Below are 18922 nucleotides of genomic sequence, written 5' to 3'. Positions count from 1 at the left end.
GCCTCGCGGTGTTCCGCGGCATCCCCTCCGCCGCCGCGCCGATGGGGGACGCCCGCTTCCAGCCGCCCCGGCCCGCCCCGGCGTGGGACGGGCCCCGGCCCGCGGAGTCGTTCGGCCCGCCCCCGCCCCAGGATGCGACCATGTCCGGCCGCCGCGGCGGCGACCTGTTCCACGGCACGGGCGACGACTGGCTGACCGTCAACGTCTGGACACCGGCGCCCGACCGCGCCGCCCGCCTGCCCGTGATGGTCTGGATCCACGGCGGCGCCTACAAGCACGGCTTCTCCGGCAGCCCCGGTTACGACGCCCAGCACCTGGTCCGCGACACGGGAACGGTGTTCGTCTCGGTCAACTACCGGCTCGGCGTGGAGGGGTTCGCCCACATCGAAGGCGCCCCCGCCAACCGGGGCCTGCTCGACCAGATCGCCGCACTGCGCTGGGTCCAGGACAACATCACGGCCTTCGGCGGCGACCCCGGCCAGGTCACCGTCCTCGGCGACTCGGCGGGAGCCGGATCGATCGCCGCGCTGATGGTCATGCCACGCGCCCGGGGCCTGTTCCGGCGAGCCGTCGGCCAGAGCCTGCCCGGCACCTACCTCTCGCCCGAACTGGCAAGGGACATCACGGCGGCACTGGCCGCGGAGGCCGGGTGCCCGCCGACGGCCGCCGGCCTGGCGAGCACGGATCCGCGGCGGCTGCCCGCACACGGGCACACGGTGGAGAGCGCGATGCATCGGTACGCCGACCGGTGGGGCGTCTTCGCGCACACCCTGTCGCTGTTCTCCCCCGTCGTCGACGGCGACGTGCTCCCCGAGGACCCGTGGACCGGACTGCGGCGCGGCGCCGGACGCGACGTCGACCTGGTCGTCGGGCACAACCGCGACGAGTACCGCACCTTCCTGCTCTTCTCGGGACGGCTCGGCACGATCACCGACGAGCAGGCCGGACAGGCGCTACGGATCTTCGGTCCCGGCGAGCACGCCGAGCGGTCCTACCGTGCCGCGTTCCCCGACGCCGACGCCGACCGGCTGTACGAGCTGGTCCAGAGCGACTGGCTGTTCCGGATGCCGACCCTGCACCTCGCCGACGCGCAGATCGCCGGCGGTGGGCGCGCCTGGCTCTACGAGCTGACCTGGCAGCCGCCCGGTCAGGGCGGGGCCCTGGGCGCCTGCCACGGACTGGACGGCCCGCTGCTGTTCGGCACCTACGACGCGCACCTCGGTCCCGCCGCCATCGGGCCCGAGCCCACCGCCGACACGCTTCGCCTGACCCGGCAGATCCGCACGGCGTGGGCGGCCTTCGCCGCGACCGGCGACCCTGGCTGGCCGGTCTACGACCCCGATGACCGGCCCACCCGGGTCTTCGACGCCGCACCCGCGGTGGCGCCCTATCCGGAGGAGGCCTCCCGGCGGCTGTGGCGCGACCACCGATTCGGCGCGCTGCCACTGCCGCGCGGCTGAGAGCCCGCCGCAGGGACAGGCCCGGTGGCCGCAGAGGGTGCACCCCCTGCGGCCACCGGCACGGCTCAGGCGAGCTTGGCCGTCCAGCCTCCGTCGACCGGGACGACGGCGCCGGTGACGAACGACGCGAGGTCGGAGGCGAGGAAGGCGGCGACGTACGCCTGCTCCTCCGACCGCCCGCCACGGCCCAGCGCGGCCCGCGAGGTCGATACGCCCGAACACCTCGACCGCCCGGTCGATCATCGCCGCGATGTCACGCTCGTCGCGCATGTCTGCCCGGAACGGCACGGCCGCCTCACCCAGGTCGGCGGCGGTCTTCTCCTGCGCGCCGCTGACGTCGGCGACGAGGACCCGGGCACCCTCCGCGACGAACACCTGGGCACAGGCCCGGCCGATGCCGACGCCGGCACCGGTGATCACCGCGATCTTGTCCGGAAGAAGCCCGCCCGGCCGGCGCAGCACCGGGCCCGCCTGCTCGATCGAGGCCGTCATCAGTGAGCGCCTTTCGCGACGGCACCCCGTTGCCGGGGCAGGAACGAGGCGAGGACGAAGGCGACCAGGGCGGCGCCGGCGGCAACCGCCATGATCACCTTGAAGGCGTTCTCCGACGGCAGCGCATGCCCGCCGAAGGAGATCGTCATCTGGGCCAGGACGACACCGCAGACCGCACTGGCGACCGAGCCGCCGATCGAGCGCAGCAGGGTGTTGAGGGCGTTCGCGGCAGCGGTCTCGGAGACCGGGACCGCACCCATGACCAGCAGCGGCAGCGCGCCGTAGGCGAAACCGATACCACCGCCGATCACGCAGGAGACCAGGATCAGGTGCCAGATCTCGGTCATCAGCACCAGGTTGAGCAGGTAGCCGCCGGCCACGACGAGCGCACCGATCATCAGGGTGACCTTCGGCCCGAATCGCGCCGAGACCTTCGCGGACAGACCGGCCACGGCCATCACCACCAGACCCTGCGGTGCGAGCACGAGCCCCACGGTGAGCAGCGAACGGCCCAGGCCGTAACCGGTCTGGGCGGGCAACTGGAGCAGCTGCGGAATGATGAGCTGGGTGGCGAACATGGAGAAGCCGAAGGCCAGGCCACCGAGGTTGGCGAAGAGCACCTGCCGGCGCATGGTCGTCCGCAGGTCCACCAGCGGCGCCGCCGCCCGGGTCTCGTAGAAGCCCCAGACCAGGAGGATCACCACGGCCGCGGCGAACAGCCCGAGGGTGGTGCCGCTGGTCCAGCCCCAGGTGGCGCCCTTGGAGACCGCCAGCAGCAGGCTGACCAGCGCGGCGGACAATCCGATGGCGCCGGGAAGGTCGAATCGGCCACCGGTGCGACGGCTCGACTCCGGCACCAGTGTCAGCACCAGCGCCACGGCGCCCGCACCCAGCACGGCGGAGGCCCAGAAGAGCACGTGCCAGTCGAAGTTCTCGGCGACGAACGCGGCGAGGGGCAGGCCGATCGCCCCGCCGACGCCGAGTGAGGCGCTCATCAGCGCCGTCGAGGAGCCGAGCTTCTCGGCGGGCAACTCGTCGCGCATGATGCTGATGCCCAGGGGGATGACACCGGCGGCCAGGCCCTGCAGCGCACGCCCCACGATGAACAGCGGCAACGCGCCGCTGACAGCGCAGACGACCGATCCGGCGAGCAGGATGGCCAGGCTGACCAGCAGCATGCGGCGCTTGCCGTACATGTCGCCGAGGCGTCCGACGACCGGGGTGGCGACCGCGGCCGCGAGCAGGGTCGCGGTGACGGCCCAGGCGGTGTCGGCCGCGTCGGCGCCCAGCAGCCGGGGCAGGTCCGGGACGATCGGGATGACCATGGTCTGCATGAGCGCGACGACGATGCCGGCGAACGCCAGCACGGCCACGATCATGTTCGGGTTCTTCGCCGGCGACACCTGGTCGCTCTCCGGCGGTGCGGTGAGTATCTCAGCCATGCTCATCTCCATTAAATCAACTGGTTGATTTAAACTATCGGCGCGGGTCGCGCCGATTCAAGGCACTGTGGCGTTCCCGACTAGGCTCGACGGGCAGGAAACACGATCGTGGCGGGTGGGATGAAGAGGGAAGAACGGGTCAACGCGACCCGCGAGGCGTTGCTGGCCGCCGCGGAGCGCCTGTTCGCCGAACGCGGTGTGCACGCCGTGGCCAACCGGGAGATCAGCCAGGCCGCGGAGCAGGGCAACAACACCGCGGTCGTGTACCACTTCGGCACCAAGGCCGACGTCGTACGCGCCATCGTGCGACGCCACGCCGAGCCGATCGGCCGGCGCCGCGAGCAGATGATGACGAACGCCGCCGGATCCACCGACCCCCGCGACTGGGTGGCCTGCCTGGTCCGGCCCCTCACCGAACACCTGGAGGCACTGGGCAGCCCGACCTGGTACGCCCGGTTCACCGCCCAGGTCCGCGCCGACCCCACCCTCGCCGCCATCCTCACCGAGGAGTCGGTCGACACCACCCCGGCGCTGCTCGACCTCGCCGGCAACCTGGCCCGGTGCCTGCCCGGGATACCCGGCAACATCCGCGCCGAACGCGCCATGATGGCCCGGCACCTGGTGGTGCAGATGGCCATCGACCGTGAGCGCGCCCTCGCCGCCCACTCCCCCACCCACCACGCGACCTGGGCCGAGGCCGCCGACAGCCTGATCGACGCGATCACCGGCCTCTGGCAGGCGCCCGTCACCCTCCCCGGCACCGCGAAGGCGTGAGCGCCGCGCGACAGGACCGTCCGAGGAGGAACGTCGTGCAGGAGACCGGCGCATGCTGCTCGACGAGACGCCAGCGGCCCGGCACCGCCTCCGCCGGCACTGCCGTGCCGGCCGGAGCGGGCAGCCACCGGATCGAACAGTGCCCGATCCCCGCCGGGGCCTTCGCGATGGGGGACGGCCACGGTGACGGCCGGCTCCAGGACGGGGAACAACCGGTCCACCGGGTCGAACTGGACGCGTTCACCATCGACGCGACCACCGTCACCAACGAAGACTTCGCCGCCTTCGCCGCCGGCACCGGCTACCGCACCGACGCCGAGACGTTCGGATCCTCCGCGGTCTTCCACCGGGTGGTCGCGGCCGAGCACACCGACGTCCTGGGCCGCGACGCGCGGGCACCGTGGTGGTGGGACGTACGCGGCGCCGACTGGCGTCATCCCGAGGGCCCCCTGTCCGACATCGACGGCCGCAACGACCATCCCGTGGTCCACGTCAGCTGGAACGACGCGCAGGCCTACTGCCGGTGGGCCGGACGTGCCCTGCCGACCGAGGCCCAATGGGAACGCGCGGCACGCGGCGGCCTGACGGCGGCCCGGTACCCCTGGGGCGACGAGGCGCCCGGATCCGGCGGCGCATGGCGGGCGAACATCTGGCAGGGCCGGTTCCCGGACCACAACACCGCCGAGGACGGCTGGGTGACCACCGCCCCGGTCCGCACCTACCGGCCCAACGGACTCGGGCTCTGGCAGAGCGTCGGCAACGTCTGGGAGTGGTGCGCCGACTCACACGACCCCCGGGCGTACGCACGGCGCGCTCCGGGACCCGTGGCGAATCCGGTGTGCACCGCCGAGACGGGCGCGAGAGTGCTGCGCGGCGGCTCGTACCTGTGTCACGACTCGTACTGCAACCGCTACCGCAACGCCGCCCGCTCGGCCAACACCGCCGACTCGTCGATGGCCAACGCGGGATTCCGCACGGTGGCCGCCGGCTGACCCGCCGCTCGTCCGGCGGGTCAGCGAACGGCGGTCAGCTCGACGCGGCCACCCGATGGGCGGGCGCAGAAACAGCCCGAGGGCACGCACCGGAGATCACGGCCACGGCGTGAAACCCTCGTGCCGCACGGTCCAGCCCTCGGCGGGGAAACCGGGGCAGTCCCCGGAGCCGTCCCAGCCGGCGGCCATCAGCGACACGGCGGCGAGCAGGCCGCCGTTGGACGGCAGGTAGACCGGGAGCAGCGCACCCATCTGCGGGGTGTGGCCGGCCACCGTCCACTGGTTCTTCGGGGTGTCCATCAACAGCGCGTCGACGGCCGTCCCGGGTTGCCCGGTCCGGGTGGCGGTCATCGCCAGGACCGGGAAGTCCCAGCCCCACGCGGTGTCCCAGGCCCAGTCGCCGAGCACGTCGTTCAGGGTCGCCGCCATCACGGCCGGATCGATCAGCGGCGTCGCGGGCAGGACACCGAGTGCGCACAGCAGCGACGGATGGTCGTCGCGGGTGAGGTACGGCTCGGTGGCGACGGCCGCGTAGCAGCCGCCGTCCTGGCGGGGGCGGGCCAGGCTCTCCTGAAGGTGCTTCCACCGCTGGTCGCGAGCCAGACCACGGCGTTCCCGCCAGCGCTGCGCGATCTCCAGGCCGTACCACCAGTACGCCACCTCGAACGTCGGGTCCTCGACCGTGGTGGCGTCGTAGAACTCCTGTGCGGCCAGCAACGGCGGCAGCAGGTGGAAGGCGCCGTCGCGTTCCTGGGCGAAATCGGCCATGAACGCCGCGGTCTCCTCGACCAGGACGGCGAACCGCTCCACCAGCTCCGCACCGGCCTCCGCACCGGCCGAGCGGTGCAGCAGTTCCAGCAGGTAGAGCGGATGCGGTTGCTGCCAGACCAGGAAGGCCCCGATCGCCGACGGGCTCTCCCTGCCGTCCGGCCCGACGTGTTTGGGCCAGCGGGCGCCGGCGTACCGCTGGCGGCGCGCGGTGTCACGGGCCACGTCGAGGGTGGACAGGTACCAGTCCAGGCTGCGTTCCATCAGCTCGGACCGGCCCCAGGTGGTGAAGTGGGCCGCGTGCCACCAGTGCATCTCCAGGTGGAACTTGCCCTGCCAGCTGTTGGTGATCAGCCCGGTCTCCTGCGGCGGCAGGCTGCCGGAACAGTTCACCGCGGTCAGGTACTGCGAGAGCACCACCCTGCGTTCCAGTTCGGGGGCGCGCTCATCGGTGCTGCCGGCGAAATCGACCGCGGCACCCGACATCCAGAAATCCCGCCACCGTACGGCCGCCGCCCGCCGGATCTCGTCGAAGGTGGCGAGCTCCCCGGGCCGGTCCGCCGGTGTGAAGTCGACGACCACGTCCATCGTCTCGGCACCGGTGTACCGGACGAACTGGTGCGGCTGCGCGCCCGCCGCGAACCGGCCGCTGAGGTGCACCGCGTACCGGGTGCCGTCCACGGTGCGGTCGATGCGGGTGTCGTACACCTCGGGATGGCGGGCGTCGCTGTGATGCCGGTCGGGAAGCGACCAGTCCGAGGTGGTGAAGAAGCCGTCGCTGGCGTACGGGAAACGGATCGCGACCGCCGCCCGGCCGTCGGCCAGCAGCCGTGACGCGATCCGGAACGCGACCCGCGACCGTACCGGGTCCGCGACCGTGCTGACCCGCACCTGATGGCCCGCGTAGGTGAAGACGCTGGTCAGCTCGCCGGTCCACAGGTCGAGGCGCTGGTGTGTGCCGGTGAGCGCCGCCGGGTCGGTCTCCGGCTCGGCGTCGGTCTCACGGCGCAGCAGCAGGCCGATCCGGCCGAGATCCAGCCGTTGCGGGTTCTGGTGCAACCAGGTGCCGGCGCGCAGCCGTTCCGGGATCGGCGCCCCGGTCATCGCGGCGGTCATGTCGTAGCGGTCCGGGTAGTGCACCGTTCCGCGGGCCGTCTCGTACGCCGTCATCGCGTCCGCCAGCACGTGCCCCCGCGGGTTGGGCATCTCGTGCCAGCCCCAGTTCGACAGGGTCGCGGTGTTCACGGCCAGCCGCTGCCGTGCCATCGCGGCCGTCTGGTCGTGGAAGCCGGTGAACGTCTGCATGCCGGTGATGTCGGCCGTGTACGCGAAGTCGCCGTTGCCGACGGTGAGCGGAGTGCCGGGGTCGGGCGCGGTCACCTCGACGGTGTGCCGCCGGACGACGGCCTGCCGGTCGATCGGGCCCTTCATCGCTTGATCTCCAGGACCGTGGTGAGCTCGGCGGCCGAGCTGCCGCCGACCCAGATGTCGAGCGTGGTGGGATCCTGGACCACACCGCGGGCGGCCGCGTTCCAGTACGACAGTTCCCGCGGCCCCAGCGGGAAGGTGACCGTCCGGCTCCGTCCGGGTGCCAGTGTCACCCGCTGGAAGCCCTTCAGCTCGCGGACCGGGCGTGAGGCGCTGCCGTGGCGCTGGTGGAGGTAGAGCTGTACGACCTCGTCGGCCTCCCGGCCCGAGGTGTTGGTCACCTCGACCGACACGGTCGTGCTCTCCCCGACCGCGATGGTGTCGTGCGCGACGCGCAGGCCGGTGTAGGCGAAGGTGCCGTAGGACAGGCCGTGCCCGAACGGGTACAGCGGCGTGCTCTCCTCCTCCCAGTACCGTCGTCCCTGATCCTGCGGGGCGAAGGTACGGTGGTGGGCGTAGATCATCGGCACCTGGCCGGCATGACGGGGCCAGGTGAACGGCAGCCGCCCGGCCGGTGAGACGTCGCCTGCCAGCACCGCCGCCACGGCCTCGCCGCCACGGCTGCCCGGGTACCAGGCCTGCACGACGGCGGGCAGGTTCGCGTCGGCCCACCGCAGGTCGAGGGGGCGCCCGGACATCACCACGAGCACCACCGGTGTGCCCGTGGCGGCGATCCGCTGGAGCTGCTCCAGCTGCCGGCCGGGCAGGTCCAGGGTCGCCGACGACGCGTTCTCCCCGATCTGGTTCTGCCGTTGTCCCACCACGACGACCGCGACGTCCGCCCCGGTGGCCGCCTCGACGGCCCGGGTGATCTCGGCGTCGTCGTCGCGGTCCGCGTCGGCGGCGACGACGGTGGGATCCATCTGGTCGAACACCGACGCGAACGTCCGGTCCGGGATGCCCGCGCCGGGCGCGTACCGGAGGGTGACCTCGTCGCCGAGACGGGTGCGCAGGCCGTCGAGGATCGTCACGGTCTCGCCGGTGTCGTGCGCGAAGACCCAGGGGCCCAGGGTGTCGCGCCCGCTGTCGGCCAGTTCCCCGATGACCGCCACGGTGGTGAGCCCCGTGGTGTCCAGCGGCAGGGCGCCGTCGTCGTTCTTGAGCAGGACGATGCCGCGTTCCGCTGCCGTGCGGGCCGCCTGCCGGTGCGCCGCGGGCTCCCAGGACGCGGTCTCGTCGGCGTACGGGTTCTCGAACAGCCCGAGCCGGAACTTGACCGTCAGGACGCGGCGCAGCGCCTCGTCGATCGTCGCCTCGGTGACCAGGCCCTGCTCCACCGCCTCGGGCAGCCGGGAGAACGCCGGGTCGACCATGCACATCTCCATGTCCAGTCCCGCGGTGACCGCGCGGGCGGCCGCGTCGGCGAGATCCCGGGCGAAGTGCTGGACCTCGAGCGAGCGCACCGCGTTGGCGTCGGAGACGACGAACCCGTCGAAGCCGAACGTCTCCCGCAGCACCTCGGTCAGCAGCCAGCGGTTGCCGGACGCCGGAACCCCGTTGAGGTCCATGTACGCGCTCATCACGTTCAGGGCGCCGGCCTCGACGGCCGCCTGGAAGGGCGGCAGGTACACGTTCCACAGTTCGGAGTCGGAGACCTCGGCGTCGTCGTAGTCGCGTCCGCCGCGGGCGGCGCCGTACCCGGCCAGGTGCTTGGGGCCGGCGACGAGGCGGCCGGGTCCGAGGTCGCCCTGGAAACCGCGGACCTGCGCGGCCGCGACGGCCGCTCCCAGGTAGGGGTCCTCGCCCGGGGATTCGATGATCCGCCCCCACCGCGGGTCCCGGGAGACGTCGATCATCGGGGCGAACGTCCAGTGGACGCCGGCGGCACGGGCCTCGCGGGCGGCGACCGCCTGTGCGCCCTCGATCGTCACCGGGCACCAGGTGGCGGCCAGCCCGATCGGTACCGGGAAGACGGTTCGCCATCCGTGGATGACGTCGAAGCCGAACAGCAGGGGAATCCCCAGCCGGCTCTGCCGCACGGCCAGGCGCTGCAACCGGTTCGCGGTGACCGCGTCCTTGACGAAGAGCACCGATCCCGCACGCCCGCTGCCGATCGCCTCCTCGACCATCGCCGGCTGTCGTGCGAACACCTGATGCTCCGGCGGCAGCGACGCGATGTCGAAGTCGTCCGGGACCTGCTGCTGCATGCCACCGAAGTAGAAGAACTGGGTGATCTGCCCGGCCTTCTCCTCCAGGGTCAGCCGGGGCAGCAGGTCGGCGACGCGCTCCTCGACGGGCAGCGCGGGATCCAGATAACGAGGCTCAGTCACGGTACGAATCTTTCGGGTCGGAGAGCGGGATGGCCGGGGAGCGGGTGGTTCTCAGCGCGACGGGGTCTCGTCGACGGCGATGAGGACCTCGGCGGGATCACAGCCGGGCGCCGTGGCGAGCAGCCGGATCTTGCCGGGCCCGGTGGGCCGGAGGACGGCGAGCACACGGCCTTCGTAGCTGGTGCGGGTGGTGGCGTCGAAGCGTTCCGCGGTGCACGGGTCGGCGCTGCCCAGGCCGATCAGTTCGCCGTCGCCGGTGACCTCGACGGTGATCGGCCGGTCGGCGGCGGTGTGCACGACGCCGCCGGCGTCGGTGAGGGTCAGCGCGACGTAGGCCAGGTCACCGCCGCCGACCGCGACCGCGGTCTGTTCGGCGACGGCCCGCAGGCTGAGCGGTCCGGTCGCGGTCCGCAGCCGGTGGCGGCCGATCTCCACCCCTTTCTCGTACGCGACGGCGACGAGCTCGCCGGGCTGGTAGACGACGTCGAACGCGGTACGGTGCTCGACGAGCCCGCGCCGGCCGGTGGACTCGCCGTCGACCAGCAGTTCGGCCTCGTCACCGGCGGAGTACACCTCGACCGTGGCCGGCTGCCCCTCGGAGCCGGGCCAGGTCCAGGACGCGATGGCATCCGACCATGCCCACGGCGTACCCGAGAAGGTCTTGCCGAAGTGCTGGGGCCGGCGGACGGCGAGGTAGGGCAGTGACCGCAACCCGAAGACGATCTCGCGGTAGTACGACGCCGGGCGCCGGTCGCCGAGGATGTCGATGTCACCGGTGCCGGCGAGCAGGTAGGGGTAGGGGCCGTTGAAGGCGGGGACGGCGTCGGGGTCGTGGTACTGCGGGCGGCCGATGCCGACCTCGCCGAGGTAGTCCCAGCCGGTCCAGGTGAAGTCGCCGATCACGTGGTCGTGCCGCAGGACCTGCGCCCACAGGTCGGCGATCCGGGTCGGGAAGGTCTCGGTGCCCAGGATGATCCGGTTCGGGAAGAGGCCGGCGTCGAGGGGGTAGCGGGCCTCGGAGTAGTTCATGCCGGCCACGTCGAGCAGCGCGTAGGACTCGGCGGTGCGCTGGGTGACCAGGTCGGAGCCGGCGATGGCGTTCATCATGTCGCCGGCGTTGCCGGCCATCGCGGTGTTGATGCCGCCGCCGTCCTGTTCCTGCTGCGCCCGCATCGCGGCCAGGTCCGCCATCACGGCCAGCATGTTGTTGACGCCGTTGGTGACGTACCGGGTCGGGTCGAGAGCGCGGATCCGCTCGGCGAGAGCGCGGCCCTGGACCGCGCCGGCCGGTGATCCGGCTTCGGGGATCTCGTTGCCGATCGAGTACATGATCACGCTGGGGTGGTTACGGTCGTTGGTGACCATCGCCTCGATGTCGCGTTCCCACCACTCGGCGAAGTTCAGGTGGTAGTCGAACTCGGTCTTCCCGCTGGTCCACATGTCGAAGGCCTCGTCGATGACGAGCATCCCGATCCGGTCGCAGGCGTCCAGCATGGCGCGGGCGGCCGGCTGGTGCGAGACCCGGACGGCGTTGAACCCGGCGTCCTTGAGCCGCTGGATCCGGCGGTGCTCGGCGCGTGCCGTGCTCACCGCGCCGAGCAGCCCGTTGTCGTGGTGCACGCAGGCGCCGCGCAGTTTCACGGTCGTGCCGTTGACCCGCAGACCGCGGTGCGGGTCGAGGCTCAGCGTGCGGATGCCGAAGGTGGTCGTGTCGGTGTCACCGTCGCCGAGAGTCGCGGTCGTGGTGTACAGGGTGGGGGTGTCCGGGCCCCACAGGCGCGGGTCGGCGACGTAGAGCCGCAGGCGGGCGGTCGCGGGTTCGCCGGGGCGTACCGAGACGGGCGTCGCGGCGGTGGCCACGACGTGGCCGGCGGCATCGCGCACGTCGACCGTCAGGTGGGTGGTCCGCAGCAGCGTGGTGTCGTTGCCGACCGTGACGGCGACCTCGACGACCGCCCGGTCGGCGTCGACCTGCGGGGTGGTGACGTGCAGGGATCCGGGGGCGATCCGGACCGGGCCGCCGGTCAGCAGCCAGGTGTCGCGATAGATGCCCGCGCCGGTGTACCAGCGGGAGTCCTGGTGGCTGCGGGCCTCGACACGGATCTCGTTGTCGGCGCCGTAGCGCAGCAGGGCGGTGGCGTCGACGCGGAACGGCGAGTATCCGTACGGGCGCTGCCCGGCGTAGACGCCGTTGACGTAGACCACGGCGTCGCGGTAGACGCCCTCGAACTCGATCAGGATCCGGTCGCCCTCGCCGGCGGCGGGCACCGTGAACGTCTTGCGGTACTCGTAGGTACCGCCGGGGAAGTAGGCGGTGGCGGGGGTGCCGGTCTCGCTGCGCTGCTGGGCGAGCATCGCGTCGTGCGGCAGGGTCACCGGCTGGTAGGGCACACGCACCCCGGCCAGTTCGGCGAAGGGATTCACCTTCGGCCGGAACTCCCAGCCGTGGTTGAACGACGTGCGGATCATGATCTCTCCCCTGGTGCGCAAGGAGTGCGGGCGGCTCACGGCGTGGCGCCGGCTACGGCTCGGGCCCCACCCTAACCCCTAATTTTTTTGAACGATAGATTTTCGGGATGGAAACATCACCGTCACCGGGAGCCGCACCCACCCGTCCGAGCGGCGCACGGCGCCACCCCCGCGGTGAAGTACGGTCTGACGGGTGACGAACCGCAAAGCCCGCGGCCCGTACCGCAAGAGCGCGGAACGACGGGAACAGATCCTGCAGGCCGCCTACGAGGCCATCGACGAGCACGGCGAACGTGTCTCGCTGCAGGACATCGCCGACCGGGTCGGGGTGACGCAGCCGGCACTGACCTACTACTTCCCGACCCGCGACGATCTGCTGCTGGCCGTGCTGGAACGACGCGATCTGCTGGGCAAGGCGACCGCCGAGACCGTCGACGAGAACCGCACCATGGTCGAGAACATGGTGGCCAGCACCCGGCTGACCACCGACCACCCGGCGCTGGCCAAGCTCTACGTCACGCTCTCCGCGGCCGCCACCGACCCGGACAGCCCCGCCCGCAGCTACTTCGCCGAGCGTTATCGAAGCCTCACCGACGAGGTCACCAAGGACTTCGCACGCGAACAGTCGGCCGGCCGGATCCGCGCCGACGAGCAGGCCGCGCATCTCGCTCGCGCCGTGCTGGCGGTCCTGGACGGCTTGCAGATCCAGTGGATGCACGACCCCACGGCGGACATCGCCGCGGTTGCCGAGGCCTTCACCCGGATGCTGGCCCCGCCCTCCCCGGCCCCCCACCCCACCGGAGCCGACGGATAGGCACGCGGGTCGACCCTCCTCAGCGGGTGAGAACCCCGCCGGGGCCGAAGACGGCGGGTTCGAAGCGTGCGGCGATGCGCTGATATCCGCGGCTGCTGGGATGCAGCCCGTCGGGCAGGTCGGCGGCGTCCGCGGGCCCGAAGAGCGTGAGCCCGTCGACCAGATACAGGTTGGTGTCGCCCTCGGCCACGCGCCGTCGTACGTGGTCGCCCAGCAGGCCCCGGACGGCCGTCAGCGACAGGGCGCCCTCCGCGAGTTCCGCCGGCCGGTCGACCGTACGGGTCGTCAGGTCCGCGGCCAGGCGGGTCGGGCCGGGGTGCTCCTCAGCGGCCGGGCAGACGATCGGAGTGATGACGACGACGGGTGTCCGCGGGTGCCCGTCCCGGATGGTGTCGAGGAACCCGTGGAACGCCGAGACGAACGCCCGCGTACGCATCGAGTCGGCGTTGACGACGTTGATGCCGAGTTCGAGGCTGACAACGGTCGCCGGCAGGTCCCGGATCGTGCGGGCCACGGCCTGGTCCAGGTGACACTGGCCGCCGAGAGCCAGGTTGAGCAGCCGGTGCCCGGTGCCCCGGGCGACGATCGCGGGCCAGGTCCCGGTGGGCCGGTCGGCTTCGGAACACTGGCTGATCGAGCTGCCGTGATGCACCCACAGCGGGCCGGGCGACGCGGCCGGGCGCAGCGTCGCGCCGTCCGGGATGCGCACATCACGGAGCTTCAGCATCGTCGACGCCGGTAGCCAGATCTCGATGGCGCGGGAGATGCCGGGCGCACCGATCTCCAGCCGTACCGTCGTGGGACCCGCGGGCACGAAGGTGGTCGCACCGCTGACCGGGTCCATGACGATCAGCGTCTCCTCGGTGGTGACCACGGGTGCACGCAGTACGCCGTCGACCACGAGGTCGAAGGCCGCGCCGGCCGAGGTCGTGCCGGCCAGAAGCACCTTGGTGAGCTCGACGTCGAGTTCGATGACGTGCGCGTCGGTGTCGGCCTCGATCCGGACCCCGGACGGCACGGCACTCATGAAGTCGAAGCCCGGATCGGTCAGCCGGGACCGGGTCGTGCGTGACGACCGGTGCAGGACAGCGCCGTCGGGGCCGGGGACGACCTCCAGCGCTCCGGCGGCGGCGTCGAGCACGGTGGTGAGGACAGATCGCACGCCGTCACGCCTCCCGCAGATCGTGGGCGTCCGCTGCGGTGATCCGTAACCAGTCGCTGTTCACGTTGTTGTCCTCGGTCTGATGCGCGGACGTGGAGGGGCCCCAGAGGAACGGGTCGGGAAAGGTCACGGCAGGTTGCTCCTAGGATGATCGGTACGTGTTCACGGCCGGGCGACCTTCCCGGTCCGGCCCTCATCGGGACACCGGCACCGTCCTCGCCGGCCCCGGTTCCGGCCAGGGCTTCGCGCCGTGCCGGAACCGGGGCCGGCGAGGAGGCACACGGGTCAGGCGGACCGGCCCGCATCCACCTCGTCGAGCGGCTTGGCCTTCGGGATCAGCACGACGAGCAGGGTGGCGACCGCTGCCACTCCGGCGAAGAACATGAAGCCATGGGTGTAGCTGCGGTCGACGTAGAACGCGGTGCCGTTCACCGTGTGGCTGCCTCGCGCCACGATCACGAACGCCAGCTGGGTGAGCACGCCCTGCATCACGCCCTGCATGAGATTCTGGGCGCCGTTGCCGAGCGCCTGCTCCTCCGGCCGCACCGATTCGATGATCATGATCGGCACCACGGCCACGACCGTGCCCATGCCGAGGCCACTGAGCAGTCCGATGGCGATGAAATGCCCGGGCTGGTAGTGGAACTGCGAGGTGAGCCCCACCGAGGCGACCACCAGGGCGCCGCCGGCGGCGAGCAGGATGCGGGAGTCGACACGGCGGGCCAGCGCACCGGCGGCGACGGAGGTGGCGATGAGCACGACGCTGCCCACCGCTCCGACCGTGGCGTTCTTCGTGGCGGTCCAGCCCAGCCCGTCCGACAGGCCCGGGATCTTCGGCATGAGCACCAGCAGGTACGCCACGGTGCCCTGTGCGTAGACCGCGCCCATGGCCAGTGAGGTGACCAGGAACGTCGCCCACACCCGGCGGCGCCCGAGCAGGGAGATCGGAAACAGCGGGTGGGCGACCCGGCGTTCGAGCATCAGGAATGCGATCACCGCGATGAGGCCACCGCCGATGAACCCCAGAGTCCTGCCGTTGGTCCAGCCCCATTCAGCGCCCTTGCCGACGCCGTAGATGACCGAGGCGAAGCCGCCGCCGAGAAGAATGCCGCCCGCCCAGTCCATCGGCGTGCGGCCCTCGCGCACCGGGCTCTCGGGGACCATGAACTGCACGGCCAGCAGGCTGATCGCGGTGGCGGCGGCCATGAACCACAGCACGCCGCGATAGCCGAAGTCGTCGAGGATCCAGCCGGTCAGGAACGGGCCACCGAGCGCCAGGACGCCCATGCCGCCGCCGAGGAAACCGCTGGCCGGACCGACCAGCCGGCGCGGGAACACGTCGCGGGCCATGGCGTAGACGAGAGCGATCGACGGTCCGTAGAAGCCGGCGAGGCCGCGGCCGATCAGCAACGTCTCGTAGTTGGTGGAGACGGCGGCGATCAGGTCGCCGGCCAAGCCGAGCACGGTGATGACGACCAGTACGCGCTTCTTGCCGTACATGCCGGCGGCCTTGACGGTGAACGGCGTGGTGAAGACGCCCACGAGCAGTCCGACCTGACTGAACCAGGCGATCTGGGTGGTGTGGAAGTGGATGGCGATCGCGGACTGGGCGCTGCTGGCCATCAGGCCCATGAGGCCGTTGAGTTGAGAGGCCCACAACAGGGCGACAAGGACGAGCGCGAAACGAGCGCCGAAACCGGACTTCTCTGTCTCGGCGGCATCGTGCGGGGAGTTGAGTTCAAGGGTCATGCGGCAGCCCGCCTTCCGTACGGGTGAAGCCCTGTGCTTCTCGGCGGAGGCTAGCTTTTAATTTTTGTGAGCGATAGATTTTCAGGGCGGAAACATTCTCGTGACGCTGCGGAACCTTCGACCAGGACATCCGCCGCTGAAACACGCCCACACCGCCCCCGAAGAGAGCTCCCATGCGCGCCATCATCCTGATGTTCGACAGCCTCAACCGGCACATGCTCGCCCCGTACGCCGACACCCTCGTCGACGCGCCCCACTTCGCCCGCCTCGCCGCCAAGGCCGTCACCTTCGACAACTTCTACGCCGGATCCATGCCCTGCATGCCGGCCCGCCGCGAGATGCACACCGGCCGGTACAACTTCCTGCACCGCAGCTGGGGCCCCCTCGAACCCTTCGACGACTCGATGCCCCAGCTCCTCGGCGACGCCGGCATCCACACCCACCTCGCCTCCGACCACCCCCACTACTGGGAGGACGGCGGCGCCACCTACCACACCCGGTACACCACCTGGGAATTCTTCCGCGGCCAGGAGGGCGATCCCTGGAAGGGCGTGGTCGCCGACGGTGTCGCCGCCACCGGCGGACCGGCCAGAGCCGTCCGGCAGGACGAGGTCAACCGCAGGTACCAGCCGACCGAGACGGACCACTCACAGACCCTCACCGTCGACGCGGGCCTGCACTTCCTGGAGACCAACGCCGCCGCCGACCGGTGGCTGCTGCAGATCGAGCTCTTCGACCCGCACGAACCGTTCTTCTCCCACGACACCTACAAGAAGAAGTACCCGCACGACTACGACGGCCCCCGGTTCGACTGGCCCGGCTACGAGAAGGTCATCGAACCCACCGGCCAGGTCGAACACGCCCGTCTGGAGTACGCCGCCCTGGTCTCGATGTGCGATCACTCCCTCGGCCGGGTCCTCGACGCCATGGACGAACACGACCTGTGGGACGACACCCTGCTGATAGTCAACACCGATCACGGGTTCCTGCTCGGCGAACACGGCTGGTGGGCCAAGAGCGTCCAACCGTGGTTCAACGAACTGGTCCACCTGCCGATGTTCCTGTGGGACCCCCGCACCCGCGGCCGCGACACCCGCCGCGGCGCCCTCGCCCAGACCATCGACATCGCCCCCACCGTCCTGCGCTTCTTCGGCCTCGCACCGACCGCCGACATGCAGGGCCACGACCTGGCCGCCGTGCTCGCCGACGACCGGCCGGTCCGCGACGGCGCGCTCTTCGGCATCCACGGCGGCCACGTCAACGTCACCGACGGCCGCTACGTCTACATGCGCGGCGCCGCCGAGCAGGCCAACCAGCCCCTCGACGAACACACCCTGATGCCCACCCACATGCGGGCCCGGTTCGCGGTCCACGAACTGAGCGGGTGGCAACCGGCCGAACCGTTCGCCTTCACCAAGGGGCTGCGGACCATGCGCATCCCGACCGCCAGCCAGCTGATGAACCCGTGGCACCACGGCACCCTCCTCTTCGACCTGGAGAGCGACCCCCAGCAGCTGAGCCCGATCGCCGACGACGAGGTCGAACTGCGGATGCTGCGCCTGCTCGCCCGGCTGATGCACGACAACCACGCGCCGCACAGCCAGTTCCAGCGCCTCGGCATCCCCTACACCGGCGAACCCGGCGCCGATCATCTGCTCGTCCGCGACCAGGCGGACCGGGCCGCCGCCGTCGCCGCGCCCCTTCCCGAACTCGCCGACCTGCCCGCCGCCGACCTGCTCGCCACCCCGCTGGCCGCGCTCCTCGCCGATCGCCGTCACCGCGCCGTCGTCGCCGAGCACCTCCCCGAACTCGCGGCCGTCGAACTGCTGACCCTTCCACCCGGCCTGTCACTGCTGTACATGGCCCGGTTGGCGATCATCCCCGCGATCATGCTGTGCGCCATCGGCACCGACCTGGCCCGCTGAACACTGCGCGGAGGGCCGCTCGCCGCGGAGCAGCCGCCTGCCCTGCCGCCACGTCCCCCGCCCGCCGTCATCGGCCTCGCCGGTGAGGTGGGCTCGTTCGCCGCACGGCCCTCGGCGAACGAGCCGTATCGGCCGGGCTTGTATCCAGGCCTCCGTCCGGCGTCGTGGCCGGTCCGGCGTCGCGCCGGTAACCCGCGTTGCCGACACCGGGCGGGCCGCGAGAACAGACCGCGTCAGTGCCGTGTGCGTGCGGTGTCAGTGGCCTGGTGGAATCTCGCCTTCTTCGCGAACCGTAGGAGGCGACGTTGATCGACATCCGACCGAAAGACACCAGATCCGAGGCGACTGCGGACCGTACGCCCGGACGCCGCGCCGCCGGAGCAACGCTCGCCGCCGCGGCGGTGCTCTTCTTCCTCGCCGAGTTCGTCGCCTCGGCCGCGTGGACGGAGCACCCCTACAGCTACACGTACCACTACATCAGCGACCTGGGTGTACACGGCCCGCTGACGGCGCTGGGCCAGTACATGTACTCGCCGCTCGACGGGGTGATGAACACCGGCTTCTTCGTCTTCGGTGTCCTCACGTGTGCCGGCGTCACCATGCTCACCGGACTGCGCGGCTGGCGACGGATCCCGGTGCAGGCCCTGGCGATCCTGGTCGGCGTCGGCGGTGTCGTGCTGGCGTTCTTCCACGGCGACGGCAAGGCCGACAGCCAGGGCACCGTCGATTACCACAGCCTCGGCGCCATGGCGGCCATCGCCGGCGGCAACGTCCTCATCATCGTCCTCGGTCGCCTGCACCACCGCATCGGCGTCGCCCGTAGGCCCGGCCGTGCCATGGTCCTGCTCGGCGTGTTCGGACTCGTCTCGCTGGTGGTGTTCGTCTCCGTCGCCGGCGCCAACGTCCTGGTGGGCCTCGTCGAACGCTGCGCCGTCTACCCGGTCCTGTTCGGACTCATCACCGCCGGCACCTCGATCTGGCGCCGCCCGGTAGAAGACACGGCCCGCTGAGGTCGCCTGCCCGGGGCGTTTCGCCGAGTTGGAGCGCGTCCGTCCGGAGCAGCAGCGGTTCCGGCGCCCGGCACCGTTCACGAACGGTGCCGGGCGCGGGCCGGAACAGTCGCGGGCCACCCCGGCCACCAGGCCCGTCAACGCCCCCGCCGCGACCGACGGGCGGG

General features: G+C 71.5%; 14 protein-coding genes and 1 pseudogene. 6 read left to right on the top strand and 9 right to left on the bottom strand.

Annotated elements, in window-relative coordinates; all coding sequences use genetic code 11:
- Window positions 1–1460: carboxylesterase family protein (locus AB0M08_RS45270; RefSeq protein ID WP_364507901.1), on the top strand; the 1460-nt coding region annotated here is incomplete at its 5' end.
- Between the two features lie 65 nt (window positions 1461–1525).
- Here the strand turns inward: AB0M08_RS45270 and AB0M08_RS45265 are convergent.
- The 3 genes and pseudogenes from AB0M08_RS45265 to AB0M08_RS45255 all read right to left on the bottom strand — a co-directional run bounded on the left by AB0M08_RS45265 (window position 1526) and on the right by AB0M08_RS45255 (window position 3394).
- Complete coding sequence (locus AB0M08_RS45265) at window positions 1526–1651, bottom strand: SDR family oxidoreductase (protein WP_364507904.1); 126 nt, start codon at window positions 1649–1651, stop codon at window positions 1526–1528.
- Window positions 1652–1721: 70 nt separating this feature from the next.
- Window positions 1722–1952, bottom strand: a pseudogene (locus AB0M08_RS45260) (SDR family NAD(P)-dependent oxidoreductase); the annotation flags it as partial.
- Window positions 1952–3394: an MFS transporter gene (locus AB0M08_RS45255; RefSeq protein WP_364507898.1), complete on the bottom strand. Its 1443-nt coding sequence runs from the start codon at window positions 3392–3394 to the stop codon at window positions 1952–1954. The pseudogene AB0M08_RS45260 and the gene AB0M08_RS45255, both read right to left, overlap by 1 nt.
- A 120-nt stretch (window positions 3395–3514) precedes the next feature.
- Here AB0M08_RS45255 and AB0M08_RS45250 point away from each other — a divergent pair, with 120 nt between their 5' ends.
- Both AB0M08_RS45250 and AB0M08_RS45245 read left to right on the top strand, forming a co-directional pair.
- Window positions 3515–4168 carry a TetR family transcriptional regulator gene (locus AB0M08_RS45250; protein WP_364507895.1) on the top strand — a complete coding sequence of 218 codons (654 nt, stop codon included), beginning with the start codon at window positions 3515–3517 and terminating at the stop codon, window positions 4166–4168.
- A gap of 35 nt (window positions 4169–4203) precedes the next feature.
- Entirely contained in the window at window positions 4204–5160 is a 957-nt protein-coding gene (locus AB0M08_RS45245) for a formylglycine-generating enzyme family protein (protein ID WP_364507892.1), read from the top strand.
- 96 nt (window positions 5161–5256) lie between these two features.
- Here AB0M08_RS45245 and AB0M08_RS45240 read toward each other — a convergent pair whose 3' ends face one another.
- From AB0M08_RS45240 to AB0M08_RS45230, 3 genes are read right to left on the bottom strand one after another with little or no spacing between them, the layout of a single operon-like run.
- The gene (locus tag AB0M08_RS45240; protein ID WP_364507889.1) at window positions 5257–7359 is read right to left on the bottom strand and encodes a hypothetical protein; all 2103 of its coding nucleotides are present in this window, start codon (window positions 7357–7359) and stop codon (window positions 5257–5259) included.
- Window positions 7356–9626 (bottom strand): glycoside hydrolase family 3 N-terminal domain-containing protein, encoded by a 2271-nt coding sequence (locus AB0M08_RS45235; protein ID WP_364507886.1) that lies wholly within the window; start codon window positions 9624–9626, stop codon window positions 7356–7358. Before AB0M08_RS45235 ends, AB0M08_RS45240 begins: the two co-directional genes overlap by 4 nt.
- Window positions 9627–9677: 51 nt before the next feature.
- Entirely contained in the window at window positions 9678–12095 is a 2418-nt protein-coding gene (locus AB0M08_RS45230; RefSeq protein WP_364507883.1) for a glycoside hydrolase family 2 TIM barrel-domain containing protein, read from the bottom strand.
- Between the two features lie 193 nt (window positions 12096–12288).
- Here AB0M08_RS45230 and AB0M08_RS45225 point away from each other — a divergent pair, with 193 nt between their 5' ends.
- Entirely contained in the window at window positions 12289–12909 is a 621-nt protein-coding gene (locus AB0M08_RS45225) for a TetR/AcrR family transcriptional regulator (protein WP_364507880.1), read from the top strand.
- A gap of 19 nt (window positions 12910–12928) precedes the next feature.
- Here AB0M08_RS45225 and AB0M08_RS45220 read toward each other — a convergent pair whose 3' ends face one another.
- The 3 genes from AB0M08_RS45220 to AB0M08_RS45210 all read right to left on the bottom strand — a co-directional run bounded on the left by AB0M08_RS45220 (window position 12929) and on the right by AB0M08_RS45210 (window position 15820).
- Window positions 12929–14071 (bottom strand): SGNH/GDSL hydrolase family protein, encoded by a 1143-nt coding sequence (locus tag AB0M08_RS45220; RefSeq protein WP_364507877.1) that lies wholly within the window; start codon window positions 14069–14071, stop codon window positions 12929–12931.
- A gap of 4 nt (window positions 14072–14075) precedes the next feature.
- The gene (locus AB0M08_RS45215; RefSeq protein ID WP_364507874.1) at window positions 14076–14201 is read right to left on the bottom strand and encodes a hypothetical protein; all 126 of its coding nucleotides are present in this window, start codon (window positions 14199–14201) and stop codon (window positions 14076–14078) included.
- 155 nt (window positions 14202–14356) lie between these two features.
- Window positions 14357–15820: an MFS transporter gene (locus tag AB0M08_RS45210; protein ID WP_364507871.1), complete on the bottom strand. Its 1464-nt coding sequence runs from the start codon at window positions 15818–15820 to the stop codon at window positions 14357–14359.
- A gap of 173 nt (window positions 15821–15993) precedes the next feature.
- On the opposite strand from AB0M08_RS45210, the gene AB0M08_RS45205 reads away from it, so the two are divergent.
- The gene (locus tag AB0M08_RS45205; RefSeq protein WP_364507868.1) at window positions 15994–17745 is read left to right on the top strand and encodes a sulfatase; all 1752 of its coding nucleotides are present in this window, start codon (window positions 15994–15996) and stop codon (window positions 17743–17745) included.
- Between the two features lie 305 nt (window positions 17746–18050).
- Complete coding sequence (locus AB0M08_RS45200) at window positions 18051–18755, top strand: DUF998 domain-containing protein (RefSeq protein ID WP_364507865.1); 705 nt, start codon at window positions 18051–18053, stop codon at window positions 18753–18755.
- The last annotated feature ends 167 nt before the right edge of the window (window positions 18756–18922 follow it).

The sequence above is a fragment of the Actinoplanes sp. NPDC051851 genome, from assembly GCF_040681165.1.
Lineage (GTDB): Bacteria > Actinomycetota > Actinomycetes > Mycobacteriales > Micromonosporaceae > Actinoplanes.
The sequence above is the reverse complement of the archived record's forward strand: the minus strand, read 5'-3'. Positions and strand labels throughout refer to the sequence as shown.